General features: G+C 60.9%; 19 protein-coding genes and 1 pseudogene. 6 read left to right on the top strand and 14 right to left on the bottom strand.

The features are described 5' to 3' along the window. From CUJ86_RS11605 to CUJ86_RS11585, 5 genes are all read right to left on the bottom strand, one after another. A partial coding sequence (locus CUJ86_RS11605; protein WP_207231423.1) for a nucleotidyltransferase family protein occupies nt 1-199 on the bottom strand: 199 nt, incomplete at its 3' end. Between the two features lie 115 nt (nt 200-314). Continuing rightward, nucleotides 315-638 (bottom strand): HEPN domain-containing protein, encoded by a 324-nt coding sequence (locus tag CUJ86_RS11600; RefSeq protein WP_165394909.1) that lies wholly within the window; start codon nt 636-638, stop codon nt 315-317. A 13-nt stretch (nt 639-651) separates the two neighbouring features. Beyond that, the gene (locus CUJ86_RS11595; protein WP_165394908.1) at nt 652-1,080 is read right to left on the bottom strand and encodes a nucleotidyltransferase family protein; all 429 of its coding nucleotides are present in this window, start codon (nt 1,078-1,080) and stop codon (nt 652-654) included. Between the two features lie 437 nt (nt 1,081-1,517). Next, nucleotides 1,518-1,781 carry a type VII toxin-antitoxin system HepT family RNase toxin gene (gene hepT / locus CUJ86_RS11590; RefSeq protein WP_235855677.1) on the bottom strand — a complete coding sequence of 88 codons (264 nt, stop codon included), beginning with the start codon at nt 1,779-1,781 and terminating at the stop codon, nt 1,518-1,520. 258 nt (nt 1,782-2,039) lie between these two features. Further along, nucleotides 2,040-2,267, bottom strand: a complete 228-nt coding sequence (locus CUJ86_RS11585; protein ID WP_235855676.1) for a nucleotidyltransferase domain-containing protein — start codon at nt 2,265-2,267, stop codon at nt 2,040-2,042. Between the two features lie 339 nt (nt 2,268-2,606). On the opposite strand from CUJ86_RS11585, the gene CUJ86_RS11580 reads away from it, so the two are divergent. Beyond that, nucleotides 2,607-3,449: a M48 family metallopeptidase gene (locus CUJ86_RS11580; RefSeq protein WP_165394907.1), complete on the top strand. Its 843-nt coding sequence runs from the start codon at nt 2,607-2,609 to the stop codon at nt 3,447-3,449. A 35-nt stretch (nt 3,450-3,484) separates the two neighbouring features. Here CUJ86_RS11580 and CUJ86_RS11575 read toward each other — a convergent pair whose 3' ends face one another. From CUJ86_RS11575 to CUJ86_RS11560, 4 genes are all read right to left on the bottom strand, one after another. Beyond that, nucleotides 3,485-4,408 carry a polysaccharide pyruvyl transferase family protein gene (locus CUJ86_RS11575; protein WP_165394906.1) on the bottom strand — a complete coding sequence of 308 codons (924 nt, stop codon included), beginning with the start codon at nt 4,406-4,408 and terminating at the stop codon, nt 3,485-3,487. 156 nt (nt 4,409-4,564) lie between these two features. Beyond that, nucleotides 4,565-5,659, bottom strand: a complete 1,095-nt coding sequence (locus tag CUJ86_RS11570; RefSeq protein WP_130647741.1) for a hypothetical protein — start codon at nt 5,657-5,659, stop codon at nt 4,565-4,567. A gap of 95 nt (nt 5,660-5,754) precedes the next feature. Further along, entirely contained in the window at nt 5,755-7,014 is a 1,260-nt protein-coding gene (locus tag CUJ86_RS11565) for a nucleotide sugar dehydrogenase (protein ID WP_130647740.1), read from the bottom strand. Next, nucleotides 6,996-7,922, bottom strand: a complete 927-nt coding sequence (locus CUJ86_RS11560; RefSeq protein ID WP_130647739.1) for an SDR family oxidoreductase — start codon at nt 7,920-7,922, stop codon at nt 6,996-6,998. Before CUJ86_RS11560 ends, CUJ86_RS11565 begins: the two co-directional genes overlap by 19 nt. Nucleotides 7,923-8,323: 401 nt before the next feature. On the opposite strand from CUJ86_RS11560, the gene ruvC reads away from it, so the two are divergent. The 3 genes from ruvC to ruvB are packed head-to-tail and all read left to right on the top strand — an operon-like array spanning nt 8,324 to nt 10,388. Further along, nucleotides 8,324-8,794 carry a crossover junction endodeoxyribonuclease RuvC gene (gene ruvC / locus CUJ86_RS11555; protein WP_130647738.1) on the top strand — a complete coding sequence of 157 codons (471 nt, stop codon included), beginning with the start codon at nt 8,324-8,326 and terminating at the stop codon, nt 8,792-8,794. 2 nt (nt 8,795-8,796) lie between these two features. After that, entirely contained in the window at nt 8,797-9,384 is a 588-nt protein-coding gene (gene ruvA / locus CUJ86_RS11550; protein WP_130647737.1) for a Holliday junction branch migration protein RuvA, read from the top strand. A gap of 5 nt (nt 9,385-9,389) precedes the next feature. After that, a complete protein-coding gene (gene ruvB / locus CUJ86_RS11545) occupies nt 9,390-10,388 on the top strand; it encodes a Holliday junction branch migration DNA helicase RuvB (RefSeq protein ID WP_130647736.1) in 999 nt (332 codons plus the stop codon). A gap of 147 nt (nt 10,389-10,535) precedes the next feature. On the opposite strand, the gene CUJ86_RS11540 is transcribed toward ruvB, so the two are convergent. Continuing rightward, on the bottom strand, nt 10,536-11,183 hold the full coding sequence (locus CUJ86_RS11540) for an SIS domain-containing protein (RefSeq protein WP_328590981.1): 648 nt from the start codon (nt 11,181-11,183) through the stop codon (nt 10,536-10,538). A gap of 46 nt (nt 11,184-11,229) precedes the next feature. Next, entirely contained in the window at nt 11,230-11,502 is a 273-nt protein-coding gene (locus CUJ86_RS11915) for a hypothetical protein (RefSeq protein ID WP_165394905.1), read from the bottom strand. 41 nt (nt 11,503-11,543) lie between these two features. On the opposite strand from CUJ86_RS11915, the gene CUJ86_RS11535 reads away from it, so the two are divergent. Both CUJ86_RS11535 and CUJ86_RS11530 read left to right on the top strand, forming a co-directional pair. Beyond that, nucleotides 11,544-12,233, top strand: a complete 690-nt coding sequence (locus tag CUJ86_RS11535) for an ABC transporter ATP-binding protein (RefSeq protein ID WP_130647735.1) — start codon at nt 11,544-11,546, stop codon at nt 12,231-12,233. After that, nucleotides 12,226-12,990: an ABC transporter permease gene (locus CUJ86_RS11530; protein ID WP_165394904.1), complete on the top strand. Its 765-nt coding sequence runs from the start codon at nt 12,226-12,228 to the stop codon at nt 12,988-12,990. The genes CUJ86_RS11535 and CUJ86_RS11530 overlap by 8 nt, the downstream gene beginning before the upstream one ends. Here CUJ86_RS11530 and CUJ86_RS11525 read toward each other — a convergent pair whose 3' ends face one another. The 3 genes and pseudogenes from CUJ86_RS11525 to CUJ86_RS11515 all read right to left on the bottom strand — a co-directional run. Further along, a complete protein-coding gene (locus CUJ86_RS11525; RefSeq protein ID WP_130647733.1) occupies nt 12,991-13,239 on the bottom strand; it encodes a DUF504 domain-containing protein in 249 nt (82 codons plus the stop codon). A 986-nt stretch (nt 13,240-14,225) separates the two neighbouring features. After that, nucleotides 14,226-14,882: an amino acid ABC transporter permease gene (locus CUJ86_RS11520; protein WP_130647732.1), complete on the bottom strand. Its 657-nt coding sequence runs from the start codon at nt 14,880-14,882 to the stop codon at nt 14,226-14,228. Nucleotides 14,883-14,893: 11 nt separating this feature from the next. Then, nucleotides 14,894-15,162: pseudogene (locus tag CUJ86_RS11515) on the bottom strand (amino acid ABC transporter ATP-binding protein); the annotation flags it as partial.

Below are 15,162 nucleotides of genomic sequence, written 5' to 3'. Positions count from 1 at the left end.
CGATCAGGGCCATGAAGTTCCGGAACGTTGCCTTTCCCCTCGAAAATTCGACGAGGATGTCGATATCGCTCGTCGGGGTATTCTCCCCCCTGGCAACCGAGCCAAAGATCCCGATCCGCTGCACGCCGAAGTGCTCCCTGATCCAGGCCGATCGCTCCTGCAATCGCCTGAGATCGTCGGTCTGGAGGTGAGCGGTCATGTTGGATCGAGAGGATCTGGGCTACTGGGGTATTTATAGGTGCCCGCGTAGTGTACACCTCCGGTCCAGTTGAGCAAAACCGGAACCTGCCGGGCTGGCCCTTCGACCCTGGATTCTATTCGTCCGGCCCTTCCGGGAGCCGCACGTCCTCTTCCCTGAGGCATGAGATCTCTCCCTGGTGCAAATGCTCCATGAAATCGAGCAAATCTGCGCAGAACGCCTCTGCCTCTTCTATCGAGTCCCGGACATCCTCCGCCGTAATGGCGAAGTCCACATAATATTGCCTGTCGATCCGTTCTCTCTTTGCGGTGGCAAGCTGGGAACTGTCGATACCGTAGAGATGCTCCAGCAGGATCATCGCACCGGAGTGGTTTTCGCATTTGATCCCTGTCTTGAAAAGGAGGGCCAGCACCATGTAATACATGCTGTAATACGCCATCGATACCGTCTCTTCAAGCCGCCCGTTCTCCAGCAGGATCTATACCGAGATGAGATAACTCTCCGACTTCCTCCGGTATGCCTCCTGGACCTGAACGCTGGGTTCGACGATCTGGACCTTCCCCTTTCTGAAGAGTTGACTCAAAGTAGCGTTCGACCCCCTTTATGATGACGTGGTTTTTCGCGATCTCCCGGATCAGCAGATTCTCCTGGTCCCATGGTCCGATTTTTATGCTGAGCCGCGAGTGGCACCGTTCCAGCTCCCGCTTCACCTCTCTCTCGCCTGTTTCGATATAGACGTCGATGTCGCTCTTCTGGTCAGCGGTCCACTTTGCATAACTCCCGAAGAGCACGGCAAGTGGGATATCCTCTCTCTCCTGAATCGTCCTGACGACGGACCTCAGGTGGGGGGGCTGCACCGGTATATCAGGGATCGCATCCACCGGGAGGCCGTCCCCCTGTGAAAAAAATCCACGGGCAAGTGATCAGATCTTCTCTCCGCATCCTGCCTGATGATGGGCGTATCGGCAACCGCGAGGACAGATTGGAAATCGCATTCACATTTTTGTCCACATGTCTGTCCCTCTCACGGGGCAGAGGGGAAATGCCGCTCAGGTGTGTGCGAGGAGAGTCCGCCATCAGGCCGGGATGGAGACACTCCGGCACCGATCAAACCGCCCTCAATCTCATCGATCAGCCCGTCATCCGTGATTCTTTCTGTTTTTATCACACTCCTGCCGGGATAGGGTCGGGGAGAGGACGACCTCAATCATTCTCAATCAGGGGATCCCGGGTACAATATCGGGCGAAGTGGAAAGGACAGGCAGGATATAGGAACCCAGAATGGGGCGACCTGCAGAGCCCTGAAGACCCCCAAGAGTCACTCCCCGCCGCATCCAGAGGTGCGCAGAAAGGCCTCGATCTCCTGCCTGAACAGAGCAAAATCTCCGATATGCTCCTGCAGGATCGAGAAGGTGAGGGCGTCGTCGATCACCCCATAGCGGTAAACGACGATGTTCCTGAACCCCTTCATCGCCTTGAGGTTCCCGAGCATCTCCCTGCTGAGGACGCCGTGCCGAATCAGGTGGTCGACAATATCTTCGTCCGTGGCGGGCACGCCGAGGCGGAGGTCGGTGTTCAGCATTGCACAGATATCACATCGATTGCATATTCGGTTCGCTTGTAGATGCCGTCTCTGACGATCCCGGGTTCCGTGAATGCCCCGGCAGAATCAGACAATATCGATGCTCTCGGTCATCTCCTGAAGTTTGGTCCTGATGGCGGCACTTCTGATAGATCTGCTCATGGCATCGCCCGCTCCCCGATATAGTCATAGAGACGGTGCTTGAATGCATCAAACTCCCTGATGGTCTCGACTGCGACGTCGTACAAAAACCGCTCATCAGGGCAGTAGAGCACCTGGCCGCACATAGAGCGGGTGCTGAAAAATCTGGAGGTCGTAGCGGTCGCTGAAGAGTTCTGCAAGTGCATGAAATCTGAACCTCGACGCCTCCGCGTCATCCCCGTCGAAGAAGACACAGAGGTCGATATCCGATCCCTCCCGTGCATCTCCGCGGGAGGCAGAACCATAGAGGATGACGAAACGGACCCGCTCGAACCCCTCGACCATTTGCAGCCTCCCGATCGCTTTTTCCACTCCAGACTCCTGGTGCACGCAATAAGAGGATGGACCTTTCGTCTCATAATTCTTCTGGCGGACACCGTGCCATCCATTCCCCCTGACGTTTCCCCACAAGATCTGAAGGGCCGACAGGTGGATCTGATCCGCGTGGAGCAGCACGGAGCATGTATCCAGAATGGCCGGGGAAAAACACGCAGCACCTGGAGGCTCACCCCTGCTGAAAGAGGGCCCCGACAGGATTACACCGGTCGACTCTGCCCGACCGTCCCCCCTCTCCAGCACCCCTACCGGCACCTCTTTTGCCCTCAGGCAAAAGAGATCATGGCAATGGCACACCGATCCCTCCCCTCTCGGGGGCCGAACGAGGTCATCAAAAAGAACGGCGAAACCATCGTCCAGACGACATCAGGATCGGCCGGACCGGAGAGCGGGATCATCCGGATAGCGAGTCAGAACAAGGGGCAGGCCACCCTCACCGTCGGAAACACGGAAATCCCATGCAGGATCGTCCGCCGCTCCGGTGCGGTCCGCCTCACCCTGCAGATCCTGCCAGACAACAGCTTGCGCCTCACCGCCCCGCCCGGGATATCCAAGCAAGTGATTGAATCGTTTGTTGAATCGAAGGCGGCATTCATCCAGGAAAAGATCGCCGCCAGGGCGCCGGCACGCGGGATCGAATACAGGGACGGCGGAGCGATCCTCCTCTTCGGGAGGGAGGTGACCGTCAATGCCGGGGGAACGGGGGAGATCACGCTCCGGGGCGACCTCCTCTGCGTCCCTGAGGGGCGCCAGGTGAAGGCGGCGGTCGCCGCCTACCTGCGGGAGATCACACGGTCCGAGGTGGAGCGCCATCTCCCGCACTATGCCGCGGCATTCGGCGTGAAGGTCCCCCCTATAGAGATCCGCTCCTACAAAACCAGCTGGGGGAAGTGCAGGACCGACGGGCGGATCTTCTTCAACGAACGCTGCGCCATGCTCCCCGCAGACCTCATCGAGTATGTCGTCGCCCACGAGGTCTGTCACATCCACCACCCCCACCACCAGCGGTCATTCCATGACGCCCTCCGGGCGGTGATGCCGGACGCCGACGAGCGCAAACGGCGGATGAGACATTACCACCCCCTCTGGGTGACGGGCGAGGGGTCAGGGACGGCGACGAAGAAGGCGTGAACACCGCTCTGGCAGGGGTCCATGGTTCTCCCCTCTCAATTTTTCCGAAACGGGCAGGCCTCCCGGAGAGCCTTGAGGTCCGGGTCGGGTATATCAGGGGAGCAGATATCAAGAAGATCATCCACCGATGTGTTTTCCTCGATCGCATACGGCCCTTCCTCCTCCCTGCCCACGGACGAGAAATAATCATTAAATTTAAACCCCTTTCCTGCCACGCCGTCCGAAAACCGGACCCAGGTCGAGGGTATCCGGTAGGCATCCGAGGCGATGATGCCGTGGAGCGAGCTCGATGCAATATGCCGGCACCTGCAGATCTGGTCGACGACGTCGCGGATCCCCCCCTGGATATCGATGACCAGGACCCCGGGATCGTCCTGGAAATTCTGTAGATACCGATGGTTTTTATCGACATAATGGGGGATGATCCCCAACTGATAGCGTTTCGGCAGTTTCGGCCGATAATATTCGGGATAGAGGAGTGCGGGGTCCCCGTAGACCTCCGGGCACGAAAATCCCTGCCTGAGCAGCAATTCCCGTGTCAATGGCCCCCGGACGGCACAGATCTCCCTGGGGCGAACCCGCAATCGACCCCGCTCGGACAGAAATCCGGTGCCCCAGACCACCAGGTTTCCATTGCCGCAGTTCTCCGGGGAGGCATGCTCCAGAACGCTGCCGATAACCGAGTAAACCGGACATTTTCTAATATTGGAGATATCCTGTGTTGCAAAGAGCGGTTTTTTCCCGGAAATCTCCTGGATCAGGACGGGGTTGAGGGCATCACCCCAGTTTGTGCCCGGGTACCAGAGGGCGAGAACCACGCCTCCGTCCAGCACCAAACGTGTGGATTTGTAGAGGGCGATCAGGCGGCGGCGGGTCGTCTGCGGAAGAACGCCGACAAGTTTTCGGGCATTCTTTTCGATGATGCCGTCACCGTTTTCATCTCCCCCCACCTGAATCACACACCCCTCACCCCATCCTATGTACACAACCCCTGTACACCATCACCACCCGGAAATCTGCCCGACAACGTCAACCCCATTGATACCCGCCCCCTGCAGGATTGAACGGATCTTCCCTCCGGACAGGCCGGAATTATCTGCACCAGGGGGGTCCCCTCAGTCTGCGTGAACGGACTTGCTCCGCCGTGCGGTCCCGAGATATCCCCCGGTATAGCCGAGTTTCCAGACATTCCCCCGGGAGGCGCCGGAATACCATATCCGATAGAAATACCCCGCACCTGTATCGGAGATACAGAAACTGCACCGGTATAAATTGCTATCGTCCCAGCCTCGTTTTGAGGGCAGCAATACCGGACCTGCGATCGGCGTCCGGATCCGGTTCGGAGCCCCCATATCGCACTCGGCATACAATATGGCCCCTTTTCCTGGAGAGACCAGCGAACGTGCATAACTCAGGAATTCAACCCTTGATTCGCGATAGTTTGGTTTGCATGCCATGTGCCAGTTTGCATAGCCCAGAACCCCGAACGGATCCCCTCCTTCCGGGTCCGTACACCGTTCCGGCGGCCCCCAGCAGACACCGTCCTCACTGAAGCGGTGGTAGATGCCGGGGGGGTCCTCCCCCCCTCCCCCCCACATGTGCCATCGGTCCGCGGACTCCCGCCAGATACACGGTGACCGGAAGGTATTGTCTGCCGGCGTCCACGGCGAATGCGAGACGACGGCATCCGGTCCGCGGATGCGGAGATCGGGCCCGATCCTGATCAGTTTGAGGCTCAGGCACCCTTTTGATGCAAATCGATAGTACACCCGGACTTCATCGGATTCCGGGTCATATACCATCTCGGGATCGTTATGAAACCCCCCGTCCCACCCCCCCGGAGCGGCGTCGATCGGGTTCTGGATGGCGGGCGGGGCATGCCAGTCCCTCCCATCGTCGCTGGCATAGAGGCAGGGGTTCTCAAACGCATCGCTCCCCGAGGGAAAGGGCGTGATCGCCATCCAGAAGCGATGGCCGCCCCATTCAGGGAGGGTATGCTCGCTGAGAAAATCGATGACCGAGGGGTGGACCACCTGGTCAGATCCGTCATAGGTCTGGATGGCCAGCGGTTCTTGCGCATTCTCCAGGATTCCGCCATGGGGTCGAGATATCAATCTGAACAGTGCCTGGATTTTTTGAGGATGTTCCGGAACGGCAGTGAGCCCATTAAGACAACTCATCACCGCCGCCAGAAGAGCGCGAAGCCGCATTCTTCCCCCGCTATCCATCCTGCCTTCCGGCTTCAGGCCGGAACACCGGCAGTGGGCCCTCATTCATACCGCTCACCGTCCCCTGCCAGGGCCCATCATAACGTACAGTAGCGGCACCCATTTCTCACCCCGTCGTTCCTCTTCAACATCCCGGTCACGTCCACGATGATGGGGCTGCCATTGCAGATCTGGAGCACCTTATCCAGTGTCAGCGAGTTGAAGGCGTCGTGAGGGGAGTTGACGATAATGCAGTCCATCGGTCCCCCAAGCCCCTGGAGGGAGGGGACCGGATGCGCCCCGAAGCGCTCGATCTCAGCAGCGCCGAGCAGCGGGTCATGGCCATAGACGTCCACATCGAACTCCTTCAACTCGTGGATCATCTCACTGACCGGGCTCTCCCTGGTGTCCGGGACGTTCTCCTTGTAGGTGAGGCCCATGATCAGCACCTTCGAGTCCCGGATCACCTTGCCGGCCCGGTTCAGTTCCTTGATCGCCATGCCGGCGACGTGTTTGGGCATGGAGTCGTTGATGGCGCGGCCCGCAAGGATCACCTGCGGGTGATAGCCGAGCTCCTGGGCCTTGTGGACGAGGTAGTAGGGGTCGACCGGGATGCAGTGGCCACCAACGAGGCCGGGGCGGTAGGGGTGGAAGTTCCACTTCGTGCCGGCGGCGGCGATCACCTCCCGGGTATCGATGCCCATCCTGTTGAAGATCAGGGAGAGCTCATTCATCAGGGCGATGTTCAGGTCGCGCTGGATGTTCTCGATCACCTTCGCCGCCTCGGCCGTCCTGATGTCAGGGGCGCGGTAGACGGTGGTGATGAGGCCATAGAGTTCTGAAAGAGTCTCGCCCGATTCAGCGTCCATGCCGGCGACGATCTTGGTGATCTTGGCGAGCTCGTGCGCCTCGTCACCCGGGTTGATCCGCTCGGGGGAGTAGCCGACCTTGAAGTCCTTCCCACAGACGAGGCCTGATTCTTTTTCAAGGATCGGTCGGACGATCTCCTCGGTGACGCCGGGGTACACGGTCGACTCCAGCACCACGATCGCACCGGGCTTGAGGTTCCGGCCGACGGTGCGGGCCGCCGATTCAACAAAGAAGAGGTCGGGCTCCTTGGTCCGCTTCACCGGCGTCGGGACGCAGATCGAGATGAAATCGGCCCTCCGGATTTCGGCGGGGTCGGAGGTCACGTGCAGGGGTGCCTTCGTGGTCGCCGCGATCTGCCGCGCTTTTTCTTCGACGATCTCATAACCGATGGTGTTGATCTTTCCGGCAAACGCCTCTGCAAGGGGCAGGCCCACATAGCCGAGCCCGACGACGCAGACGGTTTTATCCTTCAGTGATTCCTGAACCATGCCACCGTCTCCCGGAGTCCTGCTTTGAGGTCATAGTGCGGTGCATACCCGAATGCTGCCTGTGCCCGGGAGATGTCGGCCAGGGAGTCGCGCACGTCGCCGGGGCGGGGCGCTTCGTGGACCGGTTCGAGGTCCCTGCCCACGATATCCATGATGGTGCGGGCGAGCGTCAGTAGGTCGATCCGCTCCCCGCAGGCGATATTGAAGGCACCCTGGCAATCGCCCTCCATCGCCTGGATGTTCGCCTGGACGACGTTTCGGATATAGGTAAAGTCGCGGGTCTGTTTTCCGTCGCCGTAGATGAGCGGCGGCTGATCTTTCAGGACCCGCTGTATAAAGTTCGGGATGACGGCGGCGTACTGGGAGTTTGGGTCCTGGTGCGGGCCGAAGACATTGAAATAGCGGAGGCAGACGGTCTGGAGGCCGTAGAGGTCGGAGAAGACCGACGCATAGTACTCGTCGGCGATCTTTGAGACGGCGTACGGGGAGAGGGGGCCTGGAGTCATACCCTCGTGTTTGGGCAGAGTGGGAGTGTCACCGTAGACCGAGGAGGAGGAGGCCATCACCACCTTCCTCACGCCCGCATCACGGGCGGCCATGAGGACATGCAGGGTGCCGGTGACATTTGCCTCGTGCGTCGCCATCGGGTTCTTCACCGAGCGCTGGACGCTCGGGAGGGCGGCCTGGTGAAAGACCCCGTCGGCGTCGGTGAAGAGGTCCTGGAGGAGGGGTGCATCGTTGATGTCCCCTCTGACAAAGGTGACGGCTCCCTTATCGATAAGGCCCTGGATGTTCTCCATCCGACCGGTGGAGAGGTCATCGATGACGGTGACCCCATGGTTCTGTGATAGCGTTTCGGCAAGATGTGAACCGATAAATCCTGCCCCCCCCGTTATGACATATTTCATAGTGATCCCATGACAAACTGGATTTTTTGTGTGATATAATTCATATTATATAATTATTGCTGTAGAATGGCGATGGATGGTGCACATAAAACACTATTATATCCACAAATACATCCAGATAGGAGCGTATAGGCGGGATATATCGGATTGCCTACCAATTTTTACATCTCTCTGCTGCAACGGGGTGCATCAACCTATCGTGAGGTCCGGAACACAGGCATCATTCCCGTTCCGATGAAGGGGGAGATGGTCGACTCCCCCCTATAGACCCCCTCCAGAAGGGAAACGCCAAGCAGACCAGACAGGCGGAGGGCGTCCACAGCACCCTCCCAATCACCGAAGAAGCACCCGCACAAAAGGTATCAATCAGGAGAACGGAGTACTCTCCACGGATAACACACATGATCGTGATCGGCATCGATCCCGGGCTGGCACGGACCGGCTACGGCGTCCTGAACAATGACGGCAGGTTTCCGACGGCACTGGAATATGGCTGCATCGAGACCGGCAACGACCGCACCTCCCCCGGACGCCTGCTCGAGGTCTACGAAAAGGTCACGGCCCTCCTCGACGAATATGATCCCGCCTGGGTCGCCCTGGAACGGCTGTTCTTCTCGAAGAACGTCACCTCGGCCATGCACGTGAGCGAGGCGAGGGGAGTCATCCTGCTGGCCGCAGAGCAACACGGCGTCCGGATCGCCGAGTACACCCCGAACCAGGTGAAGCAGGCGGTGACCGGGTCCGGGCGTGCCGGCAAACAGCAGGTGCAGGAGATGATGCGGCGGCTTCTCCGTCTGGACGAACTGCCCCGGCCCGACGACGCCGCCGATGGCCTCGCCATCGCCCTCTGCCACATCAATACGGTGCGATAACGATGATAGCCCATCTTTCAGGTGAAATTGCATCCAGCGGGGAACGCTGGGTGGTGATCGACATCGGCGGTATCGGCTACCGGGTACAGGTGACCCGCCCGGCACTGGAGATCCTCAGGCAGACGGAGGGGCGAGTGACGGTGCATACCCATATGGCGGTCAGGGACGACGACATCCAGCTCTTCGGCTTTCTCCACCCGAGCGAGCGCGAACTCTTCACGATCCTGATCGGCGTCTCCGGGATAGGCCCGCAGATCGCCATGAACATCCTCTCCGGGCTCTCTTTTGAGGAGTTCGCCCTCGCCATCCTGAACGACGACGAGCGGGCGCTCATCCGCATCCCGGGGATCGGGCAGAAGAGTGCAAAACGCCTGATCCTGGAGCTGAAGGAGAAGATGAAGGGCTGTGCCGTTGACCTCTCCGCAGGCCGACGACCCGAAGAGGCGAAAGATGCCGAGAGCGCCCTGATATCGCTCGGGTTCTCACCTGCGGAGGCACAGCAGGCAGTCGACGCCGTTCTGCCCACTCTGGGTGACCGGAACCTGCAGGCCCTGATTCGTGCCGCCCTTGCCCACCTGAGGGAGCGCTGATATCGATGAAAGAACGAATCCCATCCCCCGCCCCCCTCACAGATGAGAGCGAGGATGCCGCCATCAGGCCGGTCTCATTTGAGGAGTTTGTCGGGCAGACACAGATCAAGGAGGCCCTCGCAATCGCCATCGCCGCCGCACGAAAACGCGGCGAGTCACTCGACCATGTCCTCTTCTCCGGCCCGCCGGGTCTCGGAAAGACCACGCTCGCCCAGATCATAGCACGGGAGATGGGGGCGGCGATCAGGAGCACCTCAGGACCGGTGCTGGAGCGCCCCGGCGACCTTGCCGCCCAGCTGACGGCGCTCTCCTCCGGCGACGTCCTCTTCATCGACGAGATCCATCGCCTGAACCCGGTGGTCGAGGAGGTGCTCTACCCGGCGATGGAGGACTCATGCATCGATGTGATGATCGGTGAGGGGCCGGGCGCCCGTTCAGTGCAGCTCCCCCTCGAACCCTTCACCCTGGTCGGCGCCACGACAAAGGTCGGACTGCTCGGCTCCCCCCTCCGTGACCGCTTCGGCTTCATCTTCCGCCTCAACCTCTATGAGGTATCTGATCTCGTCAGGATCGTGGAGCGGAGCGCCGCCATCATGCAGACACCGATCACACCCGAGGGGGCGACGGAGATCGCACGGCGGAGCCGCGGCACGCCGCGGATCGCAAACCGCCTGCTCAAACGGGTGCGGGACTTCGCCACCGTCAGGGGGGACGGGCGCATCGATGGCAAGACGGCGGACGCCGCCCTCACCATGCTCGGCATCGACCGCCTGGGCCTCGACGACCTCGACCGGCGGATCCTCTCGGTGATCGCAGACGATTTCGGCGGTGGACCGGTGGGGGTCAGGACGATCGCCATCTCGGTCGGCGAGGAGGTGCGGACCGTCGAAGAGGTCTATGAGCCCTACCTGATCCAGATCGGCTTTATCAAGCGCACGCCGCAGGGGCGGGAGGCGACCCCTGCTGCCCGGCGGCATATCGATCAGGATAGAAATACCGGGTAAAAGGCCATACAAAAGCGATGGTGCTCGAAGAAACGCGTGACCGTCACCTGGAATGATGCGGTGGAGGAGGGGTCCAGATCCCCAGGGTCACTGGTATAAGCGTTCGACGTGCATGGTCGAAGGGGACGAGGCCCTCCCCTTCAGTCATCACTGAATATTCGGCAACCTCCCCTTGATCTCCTCGAGGCTGCAGTGCCGGAGCTCCATCAGGGCGGAGAGCACGGCATCGGAGAAGATGAGGGCGGTGATCTCAAAGAGCGCCCCGAAGGGGGCGAGTGATGTCGAGACCGAGCGGTACTGGCCGGTGAGCTGCCTGACCTCGTAGCGTCCGGGAATTCCATGAATCCGGGGGGCGTATTCCCCGAGGTTGACGATGCAGTTGGCGATCCCCCCGATCCTGGACTCAGGAGTTGCAGTGATCAGGCAGATCCGCCCGCCCAGGTCCCGCACTGACTCGCAGATGTCCACGATCGAGTTCGTCTCCCCGGACCCGGAGAAGGCGACCAGGGTGTCGCCGGGGCGCATGGCCGGGGTGATCGTCTCGCCGACCACAAACGCCTCCAGCCCGAGGTGACGGAGGCGCATCGCAAATGCCCGCCCTACAAGCCCGGAACGACCGGCACCGGCCACATAGATTCGTTCCGCACCGATGATCATATCGATGAACCTCCCGGCGTCGCCCAGGTCCAGGGAGCGCGCCGTCTCCCCGATCCGTTCGGTCATCAGGAGCATCAGTTCTGAGATGCTGTAGCAGCCCTCTTCCATCGGTATGCGTTTGGAATTGGGAAACATCATGCTGCCGGTGTCTCCCCCGACCCTCAGACAAGCGGGCGGATGATGATCAACCGCCATTCGGCCCCATGAAGGCCAACTGTTGTCCAGAAGGCCTCTTTTCTGACGACCGGGCCAAAGCCGTTGTCATGAAGGAGGAGGTTGCATAACCCGACCAGTTGCCTGAATACACTCGGGCAAATCCGGCACACAGGGACTCCTTGAAGGTTTCCTTCCCAATCTCTTCGGGGTCGGCGTCATAGAGCATCAGGGCACCTGTCCATCCGGTGGATTTCATGTGATGGACGTCGCCTCCAGAGGACGAATAAACGACGGCAGACATCCGATCGCAAGCATCTTCATGGAGAAACAGGAGATGCATGAATGATGGGATCGGCAGGGGCGAGACCAGGGGGGCGCACCCTCCTCCGGGTGGAGGGGCTGACAAAACAGGCAGGGGACCGCACTCTCTTCCAGGACCTCTCCTTCAGCCTCGATGAGGGCGAGGTGCTCTGCATCACCGGGGCATCTGGGAGCGGGAAGAGCACCCTCCTCCGGTGCCTGAACGGGCTCATAAAGGCCGATGAGGGGCGGATCGTTCTGGATGGAACAGATATCACAGGGATCGACCCGCCCCGCCTGCGGCGGACAGTCTGTCTTGTCGGCCAGCAGGCGGTGATCTTCCCCGGAACGGTGCGAGACAACCTGGCCCACCCGTTCACCTTCGCCATCAACCGTGACCTGCCGCTGCCCGAATGGGAACGGATGCTCATGATGGTCGGCCTCGACCCCGCCGATCTGGAGAAGGACGCCGGTGTCCTCTCCGGAGGAGAGCGGCAACGTCTGGCGATCGCCCGGGCGCTCGCCATCTCCCCGACCGTCCTTCTCCTTGACGAACCCACCTCCGCACTCGACGAGGGCTCGAAGCGACGGGTAGAAGAGACGATCCGGCGGCTGAACCGGGAGGCAGGGACGACGATCCTGATTGTCACCCATGACACCGCCCAGGCAGAACGCCTCTGCCGGAGGAGGCTGCATCTCGAGGCGGGGCACGGGGAGGTCCGCAATGGCTGATCCGGTCTACGATCCGGTCGCCGGGCTGTTCAACCTTGCCATGGCCCTGGTGCTCGTCGTGATCGTGCTGGTCATCTCCCGCCGCTTCGAACTGAGGCTTGAGCGGGAGATCACCGTCGCATCGGTCCGGGCGATAGTCCAGCTGTTGATCGTGGTGCTGGTGATCGCGGCCGTCTTCACCACCGACAACCTCCTGCTGGTGCTGATCGTGCTCATCGGCATGGCGGTCGTCGCCGCCCACACCTCCGCCACCCGCGTGAAGAGCGGCACCGGCGGGATGGCCGTCACCCTCCCGGCCATCGGCGTCGGATCAGGGACCGGCATGGGCATCCTGATCCTCCTGGGCGTCGTACCCCTCGAGCCCGAGTTCATCATACCGGTCGGGAGTATGACGATCGGGGGGAGCATGATCGAGTGCTCCCTCAGCCTCGATCGTTTCGCCGGGGAGATGCGCGCCCATGCCGCCGAGGTCGAGACCGCCCTCTGCCTGGGGGCGACACCAGGCGAGGCGGCGGCTCCCTATGCCAGGGAGAGCGTGAGGGCCTCGCTCATCCCCTCGATTGACCGCCTCAGGACCCTCGGCATCGTCGTCCTGCCCGGGACGATGGCCGGGATGATCATCGCCGGGATCGACCCCTTCTGGGCCGCCGAGTACCAGCTGGTGATCATGTTCCTCCTCCTCTCCGCCGGTCTGCTCACCTCGATCATCGCCGTGCATGCGGCCGAACGAGCGGCATCCAGGGAAAACACGATCTAATCAGCCCTTCTCCCACACCGGCACCCCCGCATAGGTGATCCGGCGGATCCGGTGGTAGGGCACCGGAGCCGGCCGCCGCCCCTCCCGCTCCACATGGAAGAATCCCGGCCCGAGATCGGTGATCTCGGCGCCGGAGACGGTGCTCAGGTCGCCCGGCGCCCCCCGGTCCAGATAGGTGACCGAGACTTCCAAGAAGTCACAGCCCGGATCATGGCGGAACCGATAGAGTAGACTCTGGCTGGTTCGCACAATCCTCCCTTCAGAGGGGATGGAGGATAAACCTGACGGCACGGCCGCGAAAAATCCGCTGAAGGGATTTCTATGGGATTTGAGGATTATATTCACGTGGATCGCGAATGGGACCCGCCTGACCGGATTCCAGGACCGATTGATAGGGTCAGGGAGGAGGCTCTCTCCCTCCCGGTCAGAGGCGGATCGCCCTTTTCGAAACGCACGGGACGGGGGGTTCCACCCCCTGCACCCCCCGGTCATTGCGATAGGGGCGGGAACGGTATTCAGGCTAATCCCGGGATGAAGGGAGCGGTTTTGTGCATCCATTTCGGGACGGATAAAACCGTCTGCCAGAATAATCCGCATCTCCCCATTTCCACGGCTTCAACGATCTGCCCCCTATCCCAACGAGGGGGAGAGTCCGGGAGGGGTCTCCCCTCCCTGTCAGGGGCGGAGCGCCCTTCTCGAAACGCACGGGACGGGGGGTTCCACCCCCCGCTCCCCCCGGTCAATACGATAGGAACCTGGACAGTATTCAGGGTCATCCCGGGGCGATGGGATCATCCCCTCCATCATCACATGACTGAGGAAACGACCAGCCAGAATAATCCGGATCCTCCCCATTTCCACGTTTTCAACGATCCACTCCCTATCCCATCGAGGGGGAGGGTCCGGGAGGGGTCTCCCCTCCCGGTTGGAGGCGAATCGCCCTTTTCGAAACGCACGGGGCGGGAGTTTCCACTCCACGCTCCCTCCGCTCATTGCGATATGGGCGGAGACAGTTCTGCGGGGCATGCTGAGATGTGGGGGGGGCTCCCGTAAACCGTCACAAAAAAGAGGAAGCCATCAGCCAGAAAACCACATCCTCTTCACCTCAATGGTTTCAACGATCCGCTCCCAATCGCATTGACGGGGGAGGGTCAGGGAGGAGTCTCCCCTCCCGGGGGCGACAGATTGGAAGAAGTGCCCTCATTAAACCAAAAAAAACCGGAAAAAAGGAGAACCTATGTCGGCACGGCGAACCGCCGCTCGAGGAAATTTGCGCCGAGCGTCGTCACCGTGACCAGGGCAAGGTAGACGATGCCGACCACCAGGAAGGTCTCGTTGTACATGAAGTACTTCGTCGCCACCAGTTTTCCGGCGCCTGTGAGTTCCACGACGGTGATCATGTAGGCGAGGGAGGAGTACTTGATCAGGTAGATGAACTCGTTTGTCATGCCCGGGATGGCGCGCCTGAGCGCCTGCGGCAGGATGATATGGCGGATCGCCTGGGCCCGGGTCATCCCGAGCGCCGAGGCGGCGATCATCTGACCCTCCTTCACCGAGAGCAGGGCGCCTCTGATATATTCGGAGTTGTAGGCGCCGTTGCAGAAGATGAACCCGACCGTGGCGGCAAGGAAGGGCGTGAAACGGATGCCGATAGAAGGCAGCCCGAAATAGAGGATGAAGAGCAGCAGCAGCAGGGGGCATCCCTTGACAAAGGCGACAAAGCCGCGCGTGAGAAGCGATACCGGACGGGATCCATAGGTCCGTCCGACGGCGACGCCGATACCAAGGAGGCAGCCGAAGGGTGCCGCCGCAAGGATCAGGGCGATCGTGATGATCACCCCCTCCCCGAGGGCGGGGAGGAGGATATCGGTCAGGAAGGGGATCGGATCCATTTCAACGCCTCTCAGGAATCGTTATAGTCCCGGAAATCCCCGAGTTTTCCGACAAATGCACGGGTGCGCTCAAAGCCGCTGCCCGACCTGACCTCGGCCGGCGACCCCTGCTCGACGATCCGCCCGTGCTCCATGAACAGGATCTCGCTCGCCGCCGAGAGGGCGAACCCCATCTCATGGGTGACCACGAGCATCGTCATGCCGTCTCGAGAGAGGTTCTTCATCACCTCGATCACCTCCCGGGTCAGTTCCGGGTCCAGCGCCGAGGTGGGTTCGTCGA

Origin of the sequence: Methanofollis fontis (genome assembly GCF_004297185.1) — an archaeon.
In the GTDB taxonomy this organism is placed as follows: Archaea; Halobacteriota; Methanomicrobia; order Methanomicrobiales; family Methanofollaceae; genus Methanofollis; species Methanofollis fontis.
The sequence above is the reverse complement of the archived record's forward strand: the minus strand, read 5'-3'. Positions and strand labels throughout refer to the sequence as shown.